12 protein-coding genes are annotated in these 15,988 nt (G+C 59.7%); 8 read left to right on the forward strand and 4 right to left on the reverse strand.

Annotated features, from left to right (window positions below):
- Positions 1-49: 49 nt before the first annotated feature.
- From HMPREF3145_RS07845 to HMPREF3145_RS07855, 3 genes are all read right to left on the reverse strand, one after another.
- Positions 50-379, reverse strand: a complete 330-nt coding sequence (locus tag HMPREF3145_RS07845; RefSeq protein WP_070422684.1) for a transcriptional regulator — start codon at positions 377-379, stop codon at positions 50-52.
- Positions 372-776, reverse strand: coding sequence for a hypothetical protein (locus tag HMPREF3145_RS07850; RefSeq protein WP_070422685.1), 405 nt, complete (start codon positions 774-776; stop codon positions 372-374). Before HMPREF3145_RS07850 ends, HMPREF3145_RS07845 begins: the two co-directional genes overlap by 8 nt.
- A gap of 461 nt (positions 777-1,237) precedes the next feature.
- On the reverse strand, positions 1,238-2,314 hold the full coding sequence (locus HMPREF3145_RS07855) for a glutathione S-transferase family protein (protein WP_070422686.1): 1,077 nt from the start codon (positions 2,312-2,314) through the stop codon (positions 1,238-1,240).
- Between the two features lie 780 nt (positions 2,315-3,094).
- On the opposite strand from HMPREF3145_RS07855, the gene HMPREF3145_RS07860 reads away from it, so the two are divergent.
- The 3 genes from HMPREF3145_RS07860 to HMPREF3145_RS07870 are packed head-to-tail and all read left to right on the forward strand — an operon-like array spanning position 3,095 to position 6,908.
- Positions 3,095-3,400: a hypothetical protein gene (locus tag HMPREF3145_RS07860; protein WP_070422687.1), complete on the forward strand. Its 306-nt coding sequence runs from the start codon at positions 3,095-3,097 to the stop codon at positions 3,398-3,400.
- Positions 3,397-5,175 (forward strand): ABC transporter ATP-binding protein, encoded by a 1,779-nt coding sequence (locus tag HMPREF3145_RS07865; RefSeq protein WP_070422688.1) that lies wholly within the window; start codon positions 3,397-3,399, stop codon positions 5,173-5,175. The genes HMPREF3145_RS07860 and HMPREF3145_RS07865 overlap by 4 nt, the downstream gene beginning before the upstream one ends.
- Positions 5,172-6,908 carry an ABC transporter ATP-binding protein gene (locus tag HMPREF3145_RS07870; protein WP_070422689.1) on the forward strand — a complete coding sequence of 579 codons (1,737 nt, stop codon included), beginning with the start codon at positions 5,172-5,174 and terminating at the stop codon, positions 6,906-6,908. The genes HMPREF3145_RS07865 and HMPREF3145_RS07870 overlap by 4 nt, the downstream gene beginning before the upstream one ends.
- Before the next feature lie 5 nt (positions 6,909-6,913).
- Here HMPREF3145_RS07870 and HMPREF3145_RS07875 read toward each other — a convergent pair whose 3' ends face one another.
- Complete coding sequence (locus tag HMPREF3145_RS07875; RefSeq protein WP_371325701.1) at positions 6,914-7,831, reverse strand: SLAC1 family transporter; 918 nt, start codon at positions 7,829-7,831, stop codon at positions 6,914-6,916.
- Between the two features lie 133 nt (positions 7,832-7,964).
- Between HMPREF3145_RS07875 and HMPREF3145_RS07880 the strand changes: the two genes are divergently transcribed.
- The 5 genes from HMPREF3145_RS07880 (at position 7,965) to HMPREF3145_RS07900 (ending at position 15,920) form a co-directional block, all read left to right on the forward strand.
- Positions 7,965-8,765 (forward strand): YwiC-like family protein, encoded by an 801-nt coding sequence (locus HMPREF3145_RS07880; RefSeq protein WP_371325702.1) that lies wholly within the window; start codon positions 7,965-7,967, stop codon positions 8,763-8,765.
- A gap of 74 nt (positions 8,766-8,839) precedes the next feature.
- Entirely contained in the window at positions 8,840-9,073 is a 234-nt protein-coding gene (locus HMPREF3145_RS07885) for a hypothetical protein (RefSeq protein ID WP_141740848.1), read from the forward strand.
- 184 nt (positions 9,074-9,257) lie between these two features.
- On the forward strand, positions 9,258-11,258 hold the full coding sequence (locus HMPREF3145_RS07890; protein ID WP_070422692.1) for a type I restriction-modification system subunit M: 2,001 nt from the start codon (positions 9,258-9,260) through the stop codon (positions 11,256-11,258).
- Positions 11,251-12,381: a restriction endonuclease subunit S gene (locus tag HMPREF3145_RS07895; RefSeq protein ID WP_070422693.1), complete on the forward strand. Its 1,131-nt coding sequence runs from the start codon at positions 11,251-11,253 to the stop codon at positions 12,379-12,381. The genes HMPREF3145_RS07890 and HMPREF3145_RS07895 overlap by 8 nt, the downstream gene beginning before the upstream one ends.
- Before the next feature lie 2 nt (positions 12,382-12,383).
- The gene (locus HMPREF3145_RS07900) at positions 12,384-15,920 is read left to right on the forward strand and encodes a type I restriction endonuclease (protein ID WP_070422694.1); all 3,537 of its coding nucleotides are present in this window, start codon (positions 12,384-12,386) and stop codon (positions 15,918-15,920) included.
- Positions 15,921-15,988: the final 68 nt, after the last annotated feature.

Raw genomic sequence — 15,988 nt, forward strand, 5'->3', positions numbered from 1 at the left:
CGAGCCGAAAGCACAAACGGCTACACCACTTCACGGGACTTGACCCAATCTATGAGCCCTCTGTCATGGCTTTAAGCGCCGCAACGTGCTGTGCATAGGCTTCTGTTCCAGTCTGGGTCAACGCGACCCAGACGGCGTCTTTCGCGCGCGTGGAGCCATATTCGCGGGTGCGGCTGATATAGCCGCTGTCCTCAAGATGTTTCAACTGCTTGGAAAGCGTATCGGCAGGAAGCTCGGTGAGCTCTGCAAGCACGGCGTATTTCATCTGCCTGCCGCCGGTTGCGCCTGAATGGAACAGCGTGGCACAAATTTTAAGCCGATTGATGGGGTGGATGACCGGATCCAGCTTTGCTGGGCGTGGTGAAGGATCCTTAGACATTGACGCCCTTTACGGCGGCGTTGCGGTTCTCATACAACATCCATGCCGTCGCCGTAGAAACAACGACGCCGCAGACAATCATCCACGGCCAAGTATCAGGCGTCGGCACGGTGGAGAACATCATGGCACCTGGCAGCAGTACTCGTGACCAGGTGGCGCGATCATTACTCGGCCCCATATTGGGATTGACCCGAACGAAGGGGTTCGCAATCTTATCTTTGAGGAGATAGCCCAGAACGAACGTCGGTACAAGAACCGCGAGGCCGTACCACCATGACAGCTTGAATAGCGCGATACCGCCGCCGGCGCCAAGCGCCACTATCGCCACCGCCCACCAGCTCTGCGTCCACGTGGTGCGCTTTTGAACGTCGTGAATGATCTTAAGGTCGTCGCTCATCGTTCTTCTCCCTAACGTCAACTTCACTGGCTTGCAATTAAGGCAAGTGTAATACTTGCCTTAATTGCAAGTCTAATGCTTGCCAAGTGTGCAAGTGAAAGACTGTGCATAGTGGGGATACAGCTACGCATGGGGTCTAACGGGGCTGGTGGTCTGCTACTGTGACATCTGGCCGACTTTTATTGACTGAGGCTCCACGGCCTTACATCGCCCATCGGGTAGTGCCTTTGCTGGTTGTTCCATTGCGTTTGGTATCACCGCCGCAGTAGCAGCGTGGTCGGTTCTTTGGCATTGAGCCACCACACCACCGCCTACTACCACAGACTGGCAGCCACACCGGGGATTCACCGTGTTGAGGCCAGATATATGCTCCCAAAGCATATATTTCACGCTACCCTACAGGTCAGAACCTAAAAATCCCCGATCCCAGACACACTTTCTGGCCCTTACCCCCAGAAGACCTACTCCAGCCCGAAGAGCTCCCGTTGGAAATCCGTGGGGTTCTTCAGCTTCTCGGATTCGGGCAGTGGGCCGGGGAGGGTGGTGCCTGCGGCGAAGGGGGAGCCCGGGAGATGGTCGCGGCCGTGGGGTTGGGTGAGGCCGGAAAGGTCGGGCCCGGAGGGGACGATCCGGGTGGGGTTCACTTCGCGGTGGACGATGTAGTAGTGCTGTTTGATCTCCGTGAAGTCGGTGGTGTCGCCGAAGCCGGGGGTTTGAAACAGCTCGCGGAGGTAGCCGTAGACGTTTGGGAGTTCGGTGATCTTGTTGCGGTTCGTCTTGAAGTGGCCGTGGTAGACGGCATCGAAGCGGATGAGGGTGGTGTAGGCGCGGATGTCGGTCTCTGTGATGTGTTCGCCCATGATGAAGCGGTGGTTGGCTAGGCGGTCTTCGAGCCAGTCGAGGACCTCAAACACGTCGTCGTAGGCTTCTTCGTAGGCGTCTTGGGAGGCTGAGAATCCGGCGCGGTACACGCCGTTGTTGAACTTGCGGAAGAGGAAGTCGTTGATCGCCTCCGCCTCTTCGCGCAGCTCTTCCGGTGGCAGCAGGTTCGGGGCGCCGGGGCGGTGGTAGGCGGTCCACTCGGTTTGGAAGTCGCGGACCATGGAGTTGTAATCGTTCGTCACCACCTTGCCGCTTGCTTCTTCCACGATTGTCGGCACGGTGATGCCGCGCGGGTAGTCGGGAAAGCGTGCGAAGTATGCATCCTGCAGGCGGGGGATCTGTAGCACGGGGTCCACGCCGCCCGGATCCAAGTCGAAGGTCCAGGAGCGCTTGTCGTGAGTCGGGCCAGCCAGGCCCAAGGAGATCACATCTTCCAGCCCCATCAGGCGCCGCACGATGACAGCGCGATGCGCCCATGGGCAGGCACGTGCGGCGATGAGACGGTAGCGGTGCGGCTGCACGGGCCAGTGCGAAGCTTCATTGCTTATCGACGACACAATGCGGTCACCGATATAGTTCGTATCCCGCTTGAACTCGCCGTCTGTTGAGGCGTTCTGGGCATCGCCTGCCCAGTCCTTCTGTGCGTCTGTAGTCATCGTGTCCTCCCTTATCGCGTGAAAAGTTTGTGACACGTCAACTATAGGCTGTTTCTGATCATGAGCGAGGGGGGATGTGCTGTTGCAAGAGGATGAGCAGTGTGACGGAAAGCCCGGAGACAGGCCCAGAGACAGGCCCAGAGACAAGGCAATACAAAGCCTTCGGATGGCGCGAATCCTGGGCCTTCATCGCGGTCATGGTGTTTCTCTCCCTAGCTGGCTTCTTTATGGTCGATGGCGGTGAAAGGGCGCTGGAACCCCTTGACCGAGCGCCGGATCCATAGCCGTGCCATTTTGGGACACGCCCGCACCTTCGGTTTCGGGCCATTACCAGAGCGCTTATCCGGAGAAGCCTTCTGCTCCCACTCCAGCGGGGTAGTGATCGTCCCCTGAGTACGGGGATTCCCCGGATTTACAGGCTGATTCACCGAGAAGATTGTTAAAAACGCCTGCGGATTCTTGCGCCCATCCTGAGTCTTCGTCCACGCGTCACTCAATGGTGTGCTGGTTTTGCGCGATCTCGGTTTCAGCAATGTCTATCAAACGCACGAGACGGGGCTTGAGTCGCATGCGAGGTTAGGCTAACCTAACGTAATAATGGTTATTATCTTCTGAGAGGGCAACACAGTGCCGCTTGTGACTGATGAACCCACCACAGCGACCAATGAGTCGACGAGTCGGCCGAGAGGGGGCGGCACCGCCGACGACGGCCCGCGAACCCGATCACCTAACCCGAAACCGCCGCGTGGACGCGGCCCACACACCCGGAGACAGAACCAGATGAAGTCGATTGCCCAGATCGTCCAGAACAACCTCAGACTCCTCTCGGCCTACGAGGACAAGGTCCAGCCGAGGTTCCTCAGCCGCTATGCGCGTGAACCGATGGACGCCGCCGTCGAAGGGCTCGGGGCCGGACGGAATTCCACGTCGCCGACGTCCTCGCGCCGCTCGGCAGGGTCGCCGGGCAGCGAGGTCGAGGACCTCGCCGAAGCCAACGGGTTGAAGCTGGGCGGAGCCTCACACGTCGGCATGGTGTACTTCTGCACTCTCACGAAGAAAAGCGCGATCGGGGAGGCGGGCAAGTGAGCGCTGTGGACGGGACCGTAGGCCCGTGGTCGCTGCTCGCCCCGATTCGGACCCGGATGCGGGCGGTGGTCGCGTTATCTGTCCTGTCGTCGGTGGCTACCGTCGCTTCGCTGGTCGGCATCATCGACATCGCGATGACGTACCCGGAGGCCCCGGAGCATCGGACGTGGTTGGCCGTGGCTGTCATCGTCGTCGCCGCAACGGTGCGCATGGCCGCAGACGGCGCCGCCGGCATGCTCTCGCACCGGGCGGATAACGACCTGCAGCTCCACCTCCGGCGCCGGCTGGTCGCCCAAATCCGGAAGTTGCCGCTGGGCTGGCTGGACGCCCGGCGCTCGTCGGGAATCATCGAGTCGGTTGAGAAGGACGTCGCGGCTGTCCACCAGCTCATGGGCCACACCGTCGGTGAGACCGTGGTGGCGGTGCTGGTTCCCCTGCTTTCCCTCATCGCGCTCGTCGTGGTGGATTGGCGGATCGCGGTGGTGGCGGTCGTCCCGGTGCTGGTCACCTTCGCCCTGATGGGCGTGATGATTTCGCGCGGAGCCGCTCTTCAGCGCGACTACGAGCGAGCCTCCGAAGGAGTGACGGCCGCGGTCATCGAGCTGGTGCGCGGTATCCCGGTGATGAAGTCCTTCGGGCGCGCTAACCAGGGCGCGGGTCGCTACGATGCCGCGGCGTTGTCGTTCGTCCGCGCGTGGTCCGCCTGGTCCCGGCAGTCGAACATCTATCTCGGGCTCATCGACGTGGTGACGTCCCCGACCACAGTTCTCGCAGTGGTGTGCGGGGCCGGCCTCGCTCTGAGGGACGCCGCGGGCGGCATACCGGAGGGTCTCGTCGCCGGGCTGGTTCTCAGCCTTGGACTCTCCGCGGCGATCGTGCGGGTGGCCATGAACTCCGAACCCATCATCGCGGGGATCGCTGCCCTGAAGTCCATCGCGGAGGTACTGAGCACGCCGCCGATCGCCGAGCCCGCCGATCCGGTGCCCGCGCGCGGAGGCGCGCTCGAGGTCCGGAACCTGGTCTTCTCCTACGGCGATGGGCCGCGGGTCCTCGACGGGATGTCCGCGACGTTCGAACCAGGGACCCTCACTGCGCTGGTGGGGTCCTCCGGTTCCGGAAAGTCCACCGTCGCCCGGCTGTTGGCGCGTTTCCACGACCCTGCTGAAGGCTCGGTGCTGCTGGGCGGCGTCGATCTTCGCGACATTGCCGTGCGCGACGTGCACCGCTCGGTGTCGGTGGTGTTCCAAGATCCGCAGTTGTTCACGCTGCCGTTGCGGGAGAACATCCGGCTGGCCAGGAGAGACGCCACCGACGACGAAATCATGGCGGCCGCGAAGCTCGCGAACCTCGATGCGGTCATTGCGGCGCTGCCGAAGCGCCTGGATTCGGTGGTCAACGTCGACGTGACCTTTTCCGGTGGTGAGGCGCAGCGCGTAGCCATCGCGAGGTCGATCGTCACGGACGCGCCGGTGCTCATCTTCGACGAGGCAACCGCTTACGCGGATCCGGCTTCCGAGGCCCTCATCCAGTCCGCAATCGAGCGTTTGGCCCGTTCGCGGACGGTGATTGTGATCGCGCACAGGTTGAGCACGATCCGCAACGCCGACCGCATCCTCGTTCTCGATGGGGGAGCGGTCGCGGAGGCGGGTACCCACGACGAGTTGCTCGCGCGCGGTGGCCGCTACCGGGATTTGTGGCGCGCGTTCACGCTCGACGACGAACCATCCGCCCCGCGGGGCGCTGAATCAGACGATGAAAAGGTGGGGAACCGATGATTCGAGACTTGTGGTCGATGACGGATCGGCGCTCGAGAATGACGCTGGTGTGGCTCATTGCGTTGGCCACGCTTGCCGCGCTGGCCCAGGGAGCGGCGTTCGTCGCGCTGCTGCCGCTGCTGTCGGCTCTGGCCGAGGGAGATGATGCGACGGCGTGGCGTTTCACCGGCGTCATCGCCGGCCTCGCGGCCGCCCATGCGGTGCTGTCCCTCGCCGCGGGGACAGTCGGCAGGGCGAATTCCGCAGCGGTGCTGTCGTCCCTGCTGCATTCCCTGGGCGAACGCGTGCTGACGTTGCCACTCGGGTACGTCACCAAGTCCACGGCCGGCCGCTTTTCGGAGATGGCGTCGTCGGGTATCGCGTTCGCGGCGTCCGTGCCGCACGTGATCCTGCGGCCCGTCATCGCCGCGGTGGTTACGCCGACCGTCATCGCCTTCGGAATTCTGGCGGTGGATTGGCGCGTCGGTTTGGTTCTTGTCGCGTCGGCGCCGGTGCTCTTCTTCGCCTACCGGGCCATTGGCCGGGTCGGCGGGGAGTCGGACGAAGCGCATGCTGAGGCCGTCGCTGCCGTCTCCAGCAGGCTGATCGAGTTCACCCGTGGCCAGCAGGCGATTCGCGCCGCGGGCGACGGTTCGGCGGCGGACGCGATGGTGGATGAGGCTATCCAGGCCCAGCACGATGCGTTCGCGAAGGCGACGTCGACGCAGGGGGCGGCCATCGGACGGTTGGGTTCGGTCGTCCATGCAGTGTTCACGGCGGCGGTGATCGTCGCCGTGGCAGTCGCCGCGACGGGCGGGATGGCGCCGGCGCATTTGGCGCCGATACTCATCGTGCTCGTCCAGTTCACCGGACCGATCACCACGGCGGGAGCGTTGTCCGGCGGTTTCGGTGCGGGCCGCAACACGTTGGCTGCGTTGCGTGACCTGCGGGCAATCCCCGCTCTTCCCGAACCTGCCGCACCGGAGCTGCCCGACGGGTATGACGTGGAGTTCCGCGGCGTGAGCTTCGGGTACGGAGATAAGAAGGTTCTCGACGGCGTCAGCTTCCGTGCACCTCAGGGAGCGCTGGTTGCCGTAGTGGGACCGTCGGGGTCGGGCAAGACGACGGTCATGCGGCTGCTGTCGCGTTTTCATGATCCGGACTCGGGGGAGATCCTCATCGGCGGGGTGCCCTTGCCTCGGATCGGCACCGACGGCGTGAACTCGCTGGTGACCCCGGTGTTCCAGGAGACGTTCCTTTTCGACGCGTCCGTGCGGGACAACGTGGTCTTCGCCGACCCCGGATTCGGTTCCAGGCCCGGTGACGGGGACCGCTTGCGCGAGGCCGCCCGGCGTTCCGGGGTGGACCGCATCGTGGAGCTGCTGCCTTCCGGGTGGGATACCCCAGTGGGGGAAGAGGGGACGCTGCTGTCGGGAGGTGAGCGGCAGCGCCTCGCCATCGCCCGGGCGCTTCTGAAGGATTCCCCGGTGGTGCTTCTCGACGAGCCGACGTCCTCGCTGGATGCGGCCACTGAGCGGGCGATCGTCGGCACGATGGAGGCGTTGCGCGGCGATCACACTGTGATCGTCGTCGCCCATCGCCTGCACACCATCCGCGATGCCGACCTCATCGTCGTGCTTTCGGAGGACGGGACGGTCGCAGAACGGGGCACGCACGATGAATTGCTGGCGAAGGGCGGCCCCTATGCCGAGTCGTGGACCGCCACGACGACGGCATCGGAGAAGCGCGGATAGCTAGTTCATCTAGCGCCAGATTGGCTTAGTTCCCAGGAGCCAAAGCGCACCGCGCAGACACCCCAGTGGAGGAGCAAGAGCACGAGGAGCGCCAAGGAAAGTGCGTGCCAGCCTTCGTCCCAAGCACCCAAGCACAGAGTGCCCACGGGGAAGGTAGAGCCCCACCAACCAGGGCCGTAGGGCGCCCAGTGGAGGACAGCCTCGTAGAAGCAGTACATGGCGTAGAGGACACACGGTGCGCCGAGGGTGAACATGATGAGGCCGTACAGGTGGGCGTCGAAAAGCAATGTCGATGCTGCCGTCGACTGGCCAATAACACCGAGGGGAATCCACGCTGTACCCGCGGCGGCGCCACGCGGGCGCGTGCCGGACCAGTAGCAGTAGAGGAAAAGCGGGATCGCGGTGAAGAACGTGAGGAAGAAGCACAGCTCACCCGCGTAGTGATAAAACTCGCCGTGATGGGTGGCCAGCTGCCCGCCGGATGTCGCAGCGACCATCGGGGACACGAGCGCCAAGCCCCACGGGAACGCAGGCTCGGTGTAGTGCGCGGACTGCTTCCACAAACCCCAGAGTTGCCACAAGCACACGATGATGGCCAGTGGCGCGCCGATCCACCAGCTGAACAGCTGGAACGCATCGTTGCCCGTGTGTGCCGTCCACGCCGAGCCGCACGCGAGCAGCCCCATCGAATACATGCCCCACGCCGCCATGTTCTGGTGCCGCGGCGGCTCATTGCGCACGCCGACCGTGAACACAACGAGGAGCCCCGCCGCGATGAGCGCAAACACGAGCTGGGCTACATGAAATCCATGTAACCCAGTCAAACTCGACGCAATCGAGGTTCCCATTAAAGCGCCGGCCCAAGCGGGACCGAACTTTGGCAACGTCATAGGACTAACGCTAGGCCTGCCACCTCGTCTCATCCACTTTGGGTCGGGGCTTTGTGGTTTTTAGAACGCGATTGGCCTGAAGCGCGCGACGGCGCCGGGTGCTTCGAATCGACGGAAAAGACCACGCCAATTGCCCATCACGGATTCGCATCAGTAGGGTGAAAACATGTCGAAGAGCCAGGCGCAGCGTAGCGTGTCGCGCAACCCCCGCACACGCCGACGCTCACCCGGTTGGGTGCCCGACCAACACGGCGCCTGGTTTATGGTCACCGTCCCCGCTATTACTGGTGTCATCCTGGCGCCGTCGTGGACTGCGATTCCCCTGTTGCTGACCTGGTGGCTCGGCTATTTCACGTTTTTCGCCGGCAGCGTCTGGATCCGCTCGCGCTTCCGCGAACGCAACCGGCCCCCGGTCGTGGTCTACGGGTCGCTCGCGGCCGTCGCGGGTGTGACAACGCTGATCTTCAACTGGCGGCTTCTCATGTGGGTCCCGGCGTTCGCACCGTTGGTGGCCATAGCCGTATTCGAGGCATGGAAGCGGCGTCCGAGGTCGCTGTTGTCGGGTGTTTCCACTGTCGTAGCAGCCTGCCTCATCCTGCCGGTGGCCGCCTGGGCCGGGGGAGGCCTGGATGTGGAGGCGTGGGCCGCATTTGCCGTGTACCTGGCGTACTTCGTCGGCACTGTGCCCTACGTGAAGACGCTCATCCGTGAACGCGGCTCCAGGCCCTGGTTCATCGGGTCGGTGAGCTATCACGTCGTCGTGCTTGTCGCTGCCGTCGTCGCCGTGCTCGTAACCGGCGGGCATCCTTTCCACCCAGCGATCATCGTCGTGGCCGTCGTGTTGCTCGCGCGGGCGACGCTGATGCCGATCACCGGCGCACGTCGTGAGAAGCCATGGACGCCGAAGATCGTCGGACTTCTGGACGCTGCCATCACAGTGCTGGTGGTCATCGTTGTGCTGCTCTAAGGCGCCTCATTCGCTGCCTCGTCACTTTGGCTGATTGAGATACAGCCCATGGCTTCCGCCGTATGATGTGGTGCATGAACTGCCGGAATGTCCGTATCAACTCCGTCGCGGCGCTTATCCTGAGCCTGTTAGGGGTGGCGTTCTTTGCAGTAGGGCGGATTCTGTTTGGGGTGGGCGGATGGCTCGTGTTCTACTCCGTTCCAGCTGGGGTGATCGCCGCACTTGCGCTTCTTGCTTTGTGGTTTATCCCCGTACGCCACGTGAAGGACGACTACCCGTGCCTAGTCAAAGCCTGCCTTAATTTGTGATTTGCAGGAAGGTAAAGAGAAATGTGTTCACGCGTACAACGGGGGAGCGTGCAGGGGTTTGTTTGGCTAGCGGTACTGCGCTGCAAACCTCCCGCTCGTGCGGTGAAACACCAATATTTGTTGCCTGAAAATGAGTGATTCCTGTGGGACAATCAGGCGTCTACAGATTCATAAGGAAGCAACGATGACTGACACCTCAGAGATCCTCGATTCGATCACGCCGAAGCAAACTGCCAAGCTCAACAGCCTCAATGCCGCCATTTGGCAGACTGCCGACGATTACCTCCGCTTGATCGTTCCAGCCGAGAATTACGGTGACTACATCATTCCGTTCACGGTGCTGCGCCGTCTCGAGGGGCGACTGGAATCGACGAAGAAAGACGTTTTGGATCTTGTTCACCGGGAGAACGTGAAGGGAACAGACCCTTCGATCGTGAACCTCATGATCGAGAGCATGTTCAAGCTTCGCTTTTGGAACACCTCGGAGTTGTCTCTCGAGCGCCTGGCTACTTCCGACGACACGTTGAAGGAAGGACTGGAGCAGTACCTCAGGGCGTTCTCTGCAAATATCCAAGAGATCTGGAAAGCGTTCGAGTTTGAGAAACTCATCGACTTCCTCGACCGTAATAACCAACTCTGGAATGTGGTGAACCACTTTGCGTCCATCGACATGTCCGACGAGGCGCTTCAAGACCAGACGATGGGCGACATCTTCGAGAACCTGATGTATCGCTCGTTTGCCCGAAAGGCGAAAGACGCTGGTGAGTTCTATACCCCGCGCGACGCGATTCGCCTGATGACGTCCATCCTGTTCACCTCGGATGACGCGGAACTGGAAGAGGACGGCATCATCCGTTCCGTCTACGACCCCACCGCCGGTACGTGCGGCATGCTCATTGCCGCACGTGATGCGCTCCGGGCTATCAACCCAGGTATTGACATCGTCGTTGCAGGACAAGAGCTCAAGGAATCTTCCTTCGCTATGGGCAAGTCTGACTTGCTCATGCAGGGGTTTAAAAATCCAGAAGTGTTGAAGTTCGGCAACTCTCTGACCAACGATCAGTTCGCCGATGAAACCTTTGACTACATCATGGCGAACCCGCCGTACGGCTCTTCCTGGAAGGCGTTCCAGAAGGACGTCAAAGCGCTCCAGGAGCAGGGCGATCCACGTTTCGCGGAGGGGCTACCCGCAGTTAGCGACGGACAGATGCTGTTCTTGATGCATATTGCGCACAAACTCGCTGCCGCAGAAGGCGCAACGAAGGGTGGACGCGCCGCCGTAGTTACTAACGGCTCGCCACTGTTTACCGGAGATGCGGAAAGCGGTCCGGACAGCATCCGCAAGTACTTGATCGGTGCACAAGGCGGCGTTGAAGTGCTGGACGCGATCATCGCGCTGCCGAATGACATGTTCTACAACACCGGTATTGCCACTTACATCTGGATTCTTGATCGCAACAAGGAGCCACGTCGCCGTGGCAAGATCCAGTTCATTGATGCCACCGAGATTTGCGCACCGATGCGTAAGTCGATGGGTAATAAACGCGTCGAGTTCACGGAAGACAACATCCGCGAGATCACGAAGACCTACAAAGACTTCGAGGAAAACGATCGCTCCATCATCGTTACTGCCGATGATCTGACTTACCGCGATGTGCCGATGTTTAAGTTGGCGCACTACGCGGTGAGTGTCACGGATGAAACTGTGGCAGAAGCGATGAAGCACAAGTCCGCATTCCCGGAGCATGAAGCAGTCATCCGCGAAATGGAAGGCCGTGAGTACAACGATCTCCCGAAGGCGCTGAAGACTGCTGCTAAGGAACATGGTGTGAAGATGGGCGCTCCGTTGCTCAAGCACATCATGAAAGCGCTTGCCGTTGAAGATGAGAACGCACCAGCCTCTCTCGACGAGAAGGGCAATCCGGTCGTAGATGCATCGACCAAGGTGATCGAGCGTGTGCCGTACCTAGAGGATGTTTCCGAGCATATGGAGCGTGAAGTGCTCCCGTTTGTCCCGGATATGCAGTGGGATGAGTCCTTGGCGAAGGTGGGGACAGAGTTGCCGTTGACGCGCCTGTTTTACAAGCCAGAGGAGTCTCGCTCCTTGGAGGAATTGGACGCAGATATTGCTGCGTCTCTGAACCGGATTTACGACCTGTTCAGGGAGGTGCGGGCCGATGACTGAGTTCACCGATTACGTAAGAGCGTTTCTTGCTTTTGATTTCAGAAACGGGAAAGACTGGGCCGAGGTCGCTGATCCTGAAGGCCAGTATCCAGTTTACGGGTCAGGCGGTGCGTTTGGGCATGCCAACCATTATCTGTACGACGGGGAAGCAGTACTTTTTGGGCGCAAGGGAACCCTGGACAGGCCTCTCTACGTTAATGAGAAGTTTTGGACTGTGGACACAATGTATTACGCGATACCTAAGAGTGGGTATGACGGAAAATTTCTCTATTACTGGGCGCAGACCATCCCGTTTGACTTAATTTCCACACAGACTGCGATCCCCAGTATGACATCTTCGGACCTCGGGAGGCAGAGGGTTCCATACTTAGCTCTCGAAACCCAGCGCCGTATCGCTGACTATCTCGATAAGGAAATCAGCGAGATAGACGCGCTGATCGAAGAGTTTGAGGGACTAGTCAATTCACTCGGTATTAGAAAGCGTCTCTTGATTGACAGCATTTTTGATCAGAATGTGCCTAGACTTGCACTAAAATTTTTAGCCGACTTCGTCCCAGGATTTGCTTTTCCCTCGACGTCGTTCACTGATGATCCGAATTGCACTTTCCTTTTTCGAGGTGTGAACCTCAAGCCTGGCATTATCGATCCAACAGACTCACTGTATTTCGATGGGTCGATAGAAGTTCCTGAGCGTTTCGTTCTTCGGGAAGGTGATGTCGTACTAGGGATGGATCGACCATTCATCAAGTCAGGTGTGCGTGTCGCTACTATCCCGCAGGAATTTGAGGGAAGTTACCTCGTGCAACGAGTTTTAAAGATTGAGGGGCGTACAGACGCTTATACCCGCTTGTTCACGTATGCTCTAAGTTCATCCCGTTTCATAGATCACATCACACCAGATTTTACTGGTATCAGCGTGCCCCATTTAAGCACTGATCAGGTCGGTAGTTTTTCTGTTCCGTTGCTTAGCGAGAGCGAAGCACAGCGAGTCGTGGATCGTTTGGACAGTGAATTCGAAAATACCAATTTCCTCATCGAGGAATCCACCAAACTCATCGAAAACCTCAAAGCACGCAAAACTGCGCTGATCACTGAAGTCGTAACGGGGCGGAAAGAGGTCTAATCATGGTGAACCCGATTCTTGAAGAAGCGATGGAACTGACCATCTGCCGATCTCTCAACAGCCAAGGTTGGATCTGGAACGAGGGTGCCAACGACAAGGGGTTCGACCCCGAACTTGGACTGTTCCCCGAAGACGTACTCCACTGGCTAAAGTCCCAGTATCCGGAGCAATACGAGCGGGCGATTCCTGAGTCTGCGAACGATACAGAGCGAAAGTCTCGCGAGCACCGGCTGCTGAAGCGTCTGACCAAGGAACTCGACTACACGCCGATTCTTGATGGCATCACCAAGAAGGTCAACGGCGGACTTCTGGGCACGCTTCGAGATGGGTTCTCGTTCACGCAGACAGACCTCGGCACTGTGAACTTCCCGGACATGGCGGGCTTCTACCCGTATGACCCGGCGAAGACGGATGTGATCGACAAGGCGAAGGAAAACCGCCTACGCGTGCTGCAGCAAGTCCACTTTGAAAAAGGTGGTTTTGGCGAGATTGACCTTGTGCTGCTGGTCAACGGCATCCCCGTGATCACGATGGAACTCAAGACTGACAACACACAGTCGATTGATGATGCTGTCAAGCAGTACAAGTACGACCGCAAGCCGAACCGCTCCGAGCGCCCGCTGCTTAATCCCGGCCGCTGTCTCGTCCACTTCGCAGTGTCTTCTCGTGAAGTCATGATGACCACGGAACTCAACGGCACCGATACCGTCTTCCTCCCGTTCAACCAGGGAACCGAGGAAGGCCGCGCTGGCAATCCCGACAACCCCAACGGGTACAACGTTTCCTACCTGTGGGAGTGGGTGTGCTCGCCAGATCTGTTGCTACGCATCCTGAAGGATTACGCGCTGTGGGAGCCGTCCACGAAGGGAAACGAGGGGCGTCTGATCTTCCCGCGCTTCCACCAGTTGCGTTCAGTAGAGCGTGTCACCAGCGACGTCGCAACCAATGGCACCGGCAGGCGCTATTTGATCCAACACTCTGCGGGTTCCGGTAAGACGAAAACGATTGCGTGGTTGGCGCACCGTGCCAACAAGATGATCCATGAAGACGGTACGAAGCTTTTCGATTGCGTAATCGTCGTTACGGATCGCACCGTGCTGGATAAGAACGTCGCGGACGGACTCTCGCTGCTTCAGGCCTCTGAAGGCATGGTCATCAACATCACCAGCGATGACACCTCAAAGTCGGAGAAACTCAACCACTATCTCACCCAGGGCAAGCGTATTTTGTCCTGTACGCTGCAGACCTTCCCGGCGCTGGCGCAAACGATTGACCGTTCGCCGAAACTGCGAAACCGCCGCTGGCTGGTCATTATCGACGAAGCGCACTCGTCCCAGCACGGCAAGGCATCGCGCACGCTGCTCGAGACACTTTCGGACACCCCTGACGAGCTTGCGGAAGCAGCAACGCGAGCGGCTGCGGATATTGAAGACGAAGAGACACTCGATGGTGGGGCAGCGCTCAGCGATATTGCCGGTTCGACTCCCTCCGGCGAACTCACGCGTGCTGAAAAGGACCGTCTGCAGCAGCAGCGAGACTCGGCGGTCGCGCGGTCGTCGAACGTCACTCTCGTTGCGCTGACCGCAACGCCCAAAGCGAAGACCCTTGCGGTGTTTGGCGAGCCGTCCCCGGACAACCCGGAGAAGTACGTGGCGTTTGACCTGTACTCCATGGCGCAGGCGATCGACGAGAACTTCATCCTGGATGTGCTCCAGAACTACATCTCACTGTCGCTCTACGCCAAGATCGAAGACCAACTTGGCCGCGAAGACGACGTCATTCTTGGCGAGGCAAAATCTGCACTCAAACACTTCGTCCGTTCCCACGAGAAGACGATCCACTCCAAGGCCGAAGTTGCCGTCGAGCACTTCAATAACAACGTGCGCTTCCTGCTCGGATCGACCGCGAAAGCAATGGTCGTTTGCGACGACCGCATGAGCGCATACACCTGGTTCCGGGCGGTTCAGGACGTAATCAAGTCCAACCCGAAATACCACGGGCTCGAAGCACTTGTGGCGTTCTCTGGTTCGCTCGACGTGTCCAAGGATGAGGACATCGAGGAGATCGTTACGGAATCCTCCCTCAACAACGAGAACGCACCTGAGGGTCATCGTCGCATGGAAACGACGAAAATGTTCGACGGTGCGGCGTACAAGTTCCTCATCGTGGCCAACAAGTATCAGACCGGCTTTGACGAACCTCGCCTGTCAGCGATGTACGTGGATAAGCCACTGTCCGGTGTGATGGCGGTGCAGACGCTCTCGCGTCTGAACAGGACGATGCCGTCGAAGAATAAGACCAAGACTTTTGTGGTCGACTTCGTCAATGACCCCGAAACGATTCTTCACTCGTTCCAGCCGTACTACTCGCAGGCGTCTATCGACACCGAGGTAGACCCGGACGTGCTTGCAGACCTTGCTCGCGTGCTGGACACCTCCCAGTTCTACGACGCCGACGAGATGGAAGCGATCGCCGACACGGTGATGGATCGCGACATCGATGTGAAGAAGAAAGACAGCCTGATTCGAATTGGTATCGATCCGATCATTACCCGGTGGACCGAGTTCTACGGAGGCGCTTTGATCTCCGGGGACAAGGACAACGAAGCAGTGGCCACAGATTTCCGTGCGAACCTGGTGAAATACGTTCACGCGTGGGACTTCTTGAGCCAGTTCATCGACTTCCAAGACATCACCCTGCACAAGCGTGCAATCTTCGCTGACCTGCTCGCGCGCAATCTCAAGCTTGGCAAGAAGGCCCGCGAGGAGGACTACGTCACCGGCGTCGAGGTAGTGAAGACCGCGGTCATGGGTGACGTCGAAACAGGCGTTGAGCTGAAACTCAACATCGAGGATTCGCGAGCACCTCTCCCTGTTCCAGGGTTCGATGGTCGTGTCTCTACCGGTGGGGCAGGGGATCCGCTCCAAGGCGCATTCCGCGAAGCAGTGGAGCAGGTCAACGAGCTGTTCTCCGCTGCAGGCATCGACATGTCCAACTCGGCGAATACCCGCATGGTTCATGCCGTGTGGGAGGCGTTAGCTAACGACGAAGAAGTGGAAGCCCTTGCCACCAAGAACCCGCAGGAGGCGTTGGCAAAGTCACCGAAACTTCGCGACAAAGTGCTTTCCGCAATCTTGGGCGCCGACGCTGAGCACGAGCAGTTCACTAACCTCATGCTCGGTGGCGAAGACGCGCTGAACGTTCTCACCGCAGCAATGTCTCGTCTTGCCGTTGCTGCGATGGAGGACAAGGCGCGCGGGATCGCAGTGCCGGACGACGCGCTCATCGGTGGTGCGGAAGAACCCCAGGATGAGTCGCCGGTTGAACGTCGTATCCAGGACCTTCTCGATGTAATGCTCATGCACGCTGGTGCCTCTACCGTTGAGGAGCAACTCGCTCGGTCACTGGACGAAGCGCTCTCGAACCGTGGAACCTCCAACGTGTTCGAGGTGGTTCGCTCGCAGTTCGTCGGACACTCGTTGCCGGTGGACGGTGACCTGTACCAGGGTGTCGTGATGTACGCGGTGGAGCACTACTAAGGGGCAAGGACGGGGCCGATATCTTCTGAAAAGAAAACTGAAGTGTCCCAGGTTTTGTTCCGTTTGAG

The organism is Corynebacterium sp. HMSC05C01 (genome assembly GCF_001807155.1).
GTDB classification, from domain to species: Bacteria; Actinomycetota; Actinomycetes; order Mycobacteriales; family Mycobacteriaceae; genus Corynebacterium; species Corynebacterium coyleae.

Excerpts from the sequence above, each read along its gene's own strand:
- HMPREF3145_RS07875 (WP_371325701.1), bottom strand. The coding sequence starts at position 7,831 with ATGAGACGAGGTGGCAGGCCTAGCGTTAGTCCTATGACGTTGCCAAAG.
- HMPREF3145_RS07895 (WP_070422693.1), top strand. The coding sequence starts at position 11,251 with ATGACTGAGTTCACCGATTACGTAAGAGCGTTTCTTGCTTTTGATTTC.
- HMPREF3145_RS07860 (WP_070422687.1), top strand. The coding sequence starts at position 3,095 with ATGAAGTCGATTGCCCAGATCGTCCAGAACAACCTCAGACTCCTCTCG.
- HMPREF3145_RS07850 (WP_070422685.1), bottom strand. The coding sequence starts at position 776 with ATGAGCGACGACCTTAAGATCATTCACGACGTTCAAAAGCGCACCACG.
- HMPREF3145_RS07890 (WP_070422692.1), top strand. The coding sequence starts at position 9,258 with ATGACTGACACCTCAGAGATCCTCGATTCGATCACGCCGAAGCAAACT.
- HMPREF3145_RS07855 (WP_070422686.1), bottom strand. The coding sequence starts at position 2,314 with ATGACTACAGACGCACAGAAGGACTGGGCAGGCGATGCCCAGAACGCC.
- HMPREF3145_RS07845 (WP_070422684.1), bottom strand. The coding sequence starts at position 379 with ATGTCTAAGGATCCTTCACCACGCCCAGCAAAGCTGGATCCGGTCATC.
- HMPREF3145_RS07885 (WP_141740848.1), top strand. The coding sequence starts at position 8,840 with ATGAACTGCCGGAATGTCCGTATCAACTCCGTCGCGGCGCTTATCCTG.
- HMPREF3145_RS07880 (WP_371325702.1), top strand. The coding sequence starts at position 7,965 with ATGTCGAAGAGCCAGGCGCAGCGTAGCGTGTCGCGCAACCCCCGCACA.
- HMPREF3145_RS07870 (WP_070422689.1), top strand. The coding sequence starts at position 5,172 with ATGATTCGAGACTTGTGGTCGATGACGGATCGGCGCTCGAGAATGACG.
- HMPREF3145_RS07900 (WP_070422694.1), top strand. The coding sequence starts at position 12,384 with ATGGTGAACCCGATTCTTGAAGAAGCGATGGAACTGACCATCTGCCGA.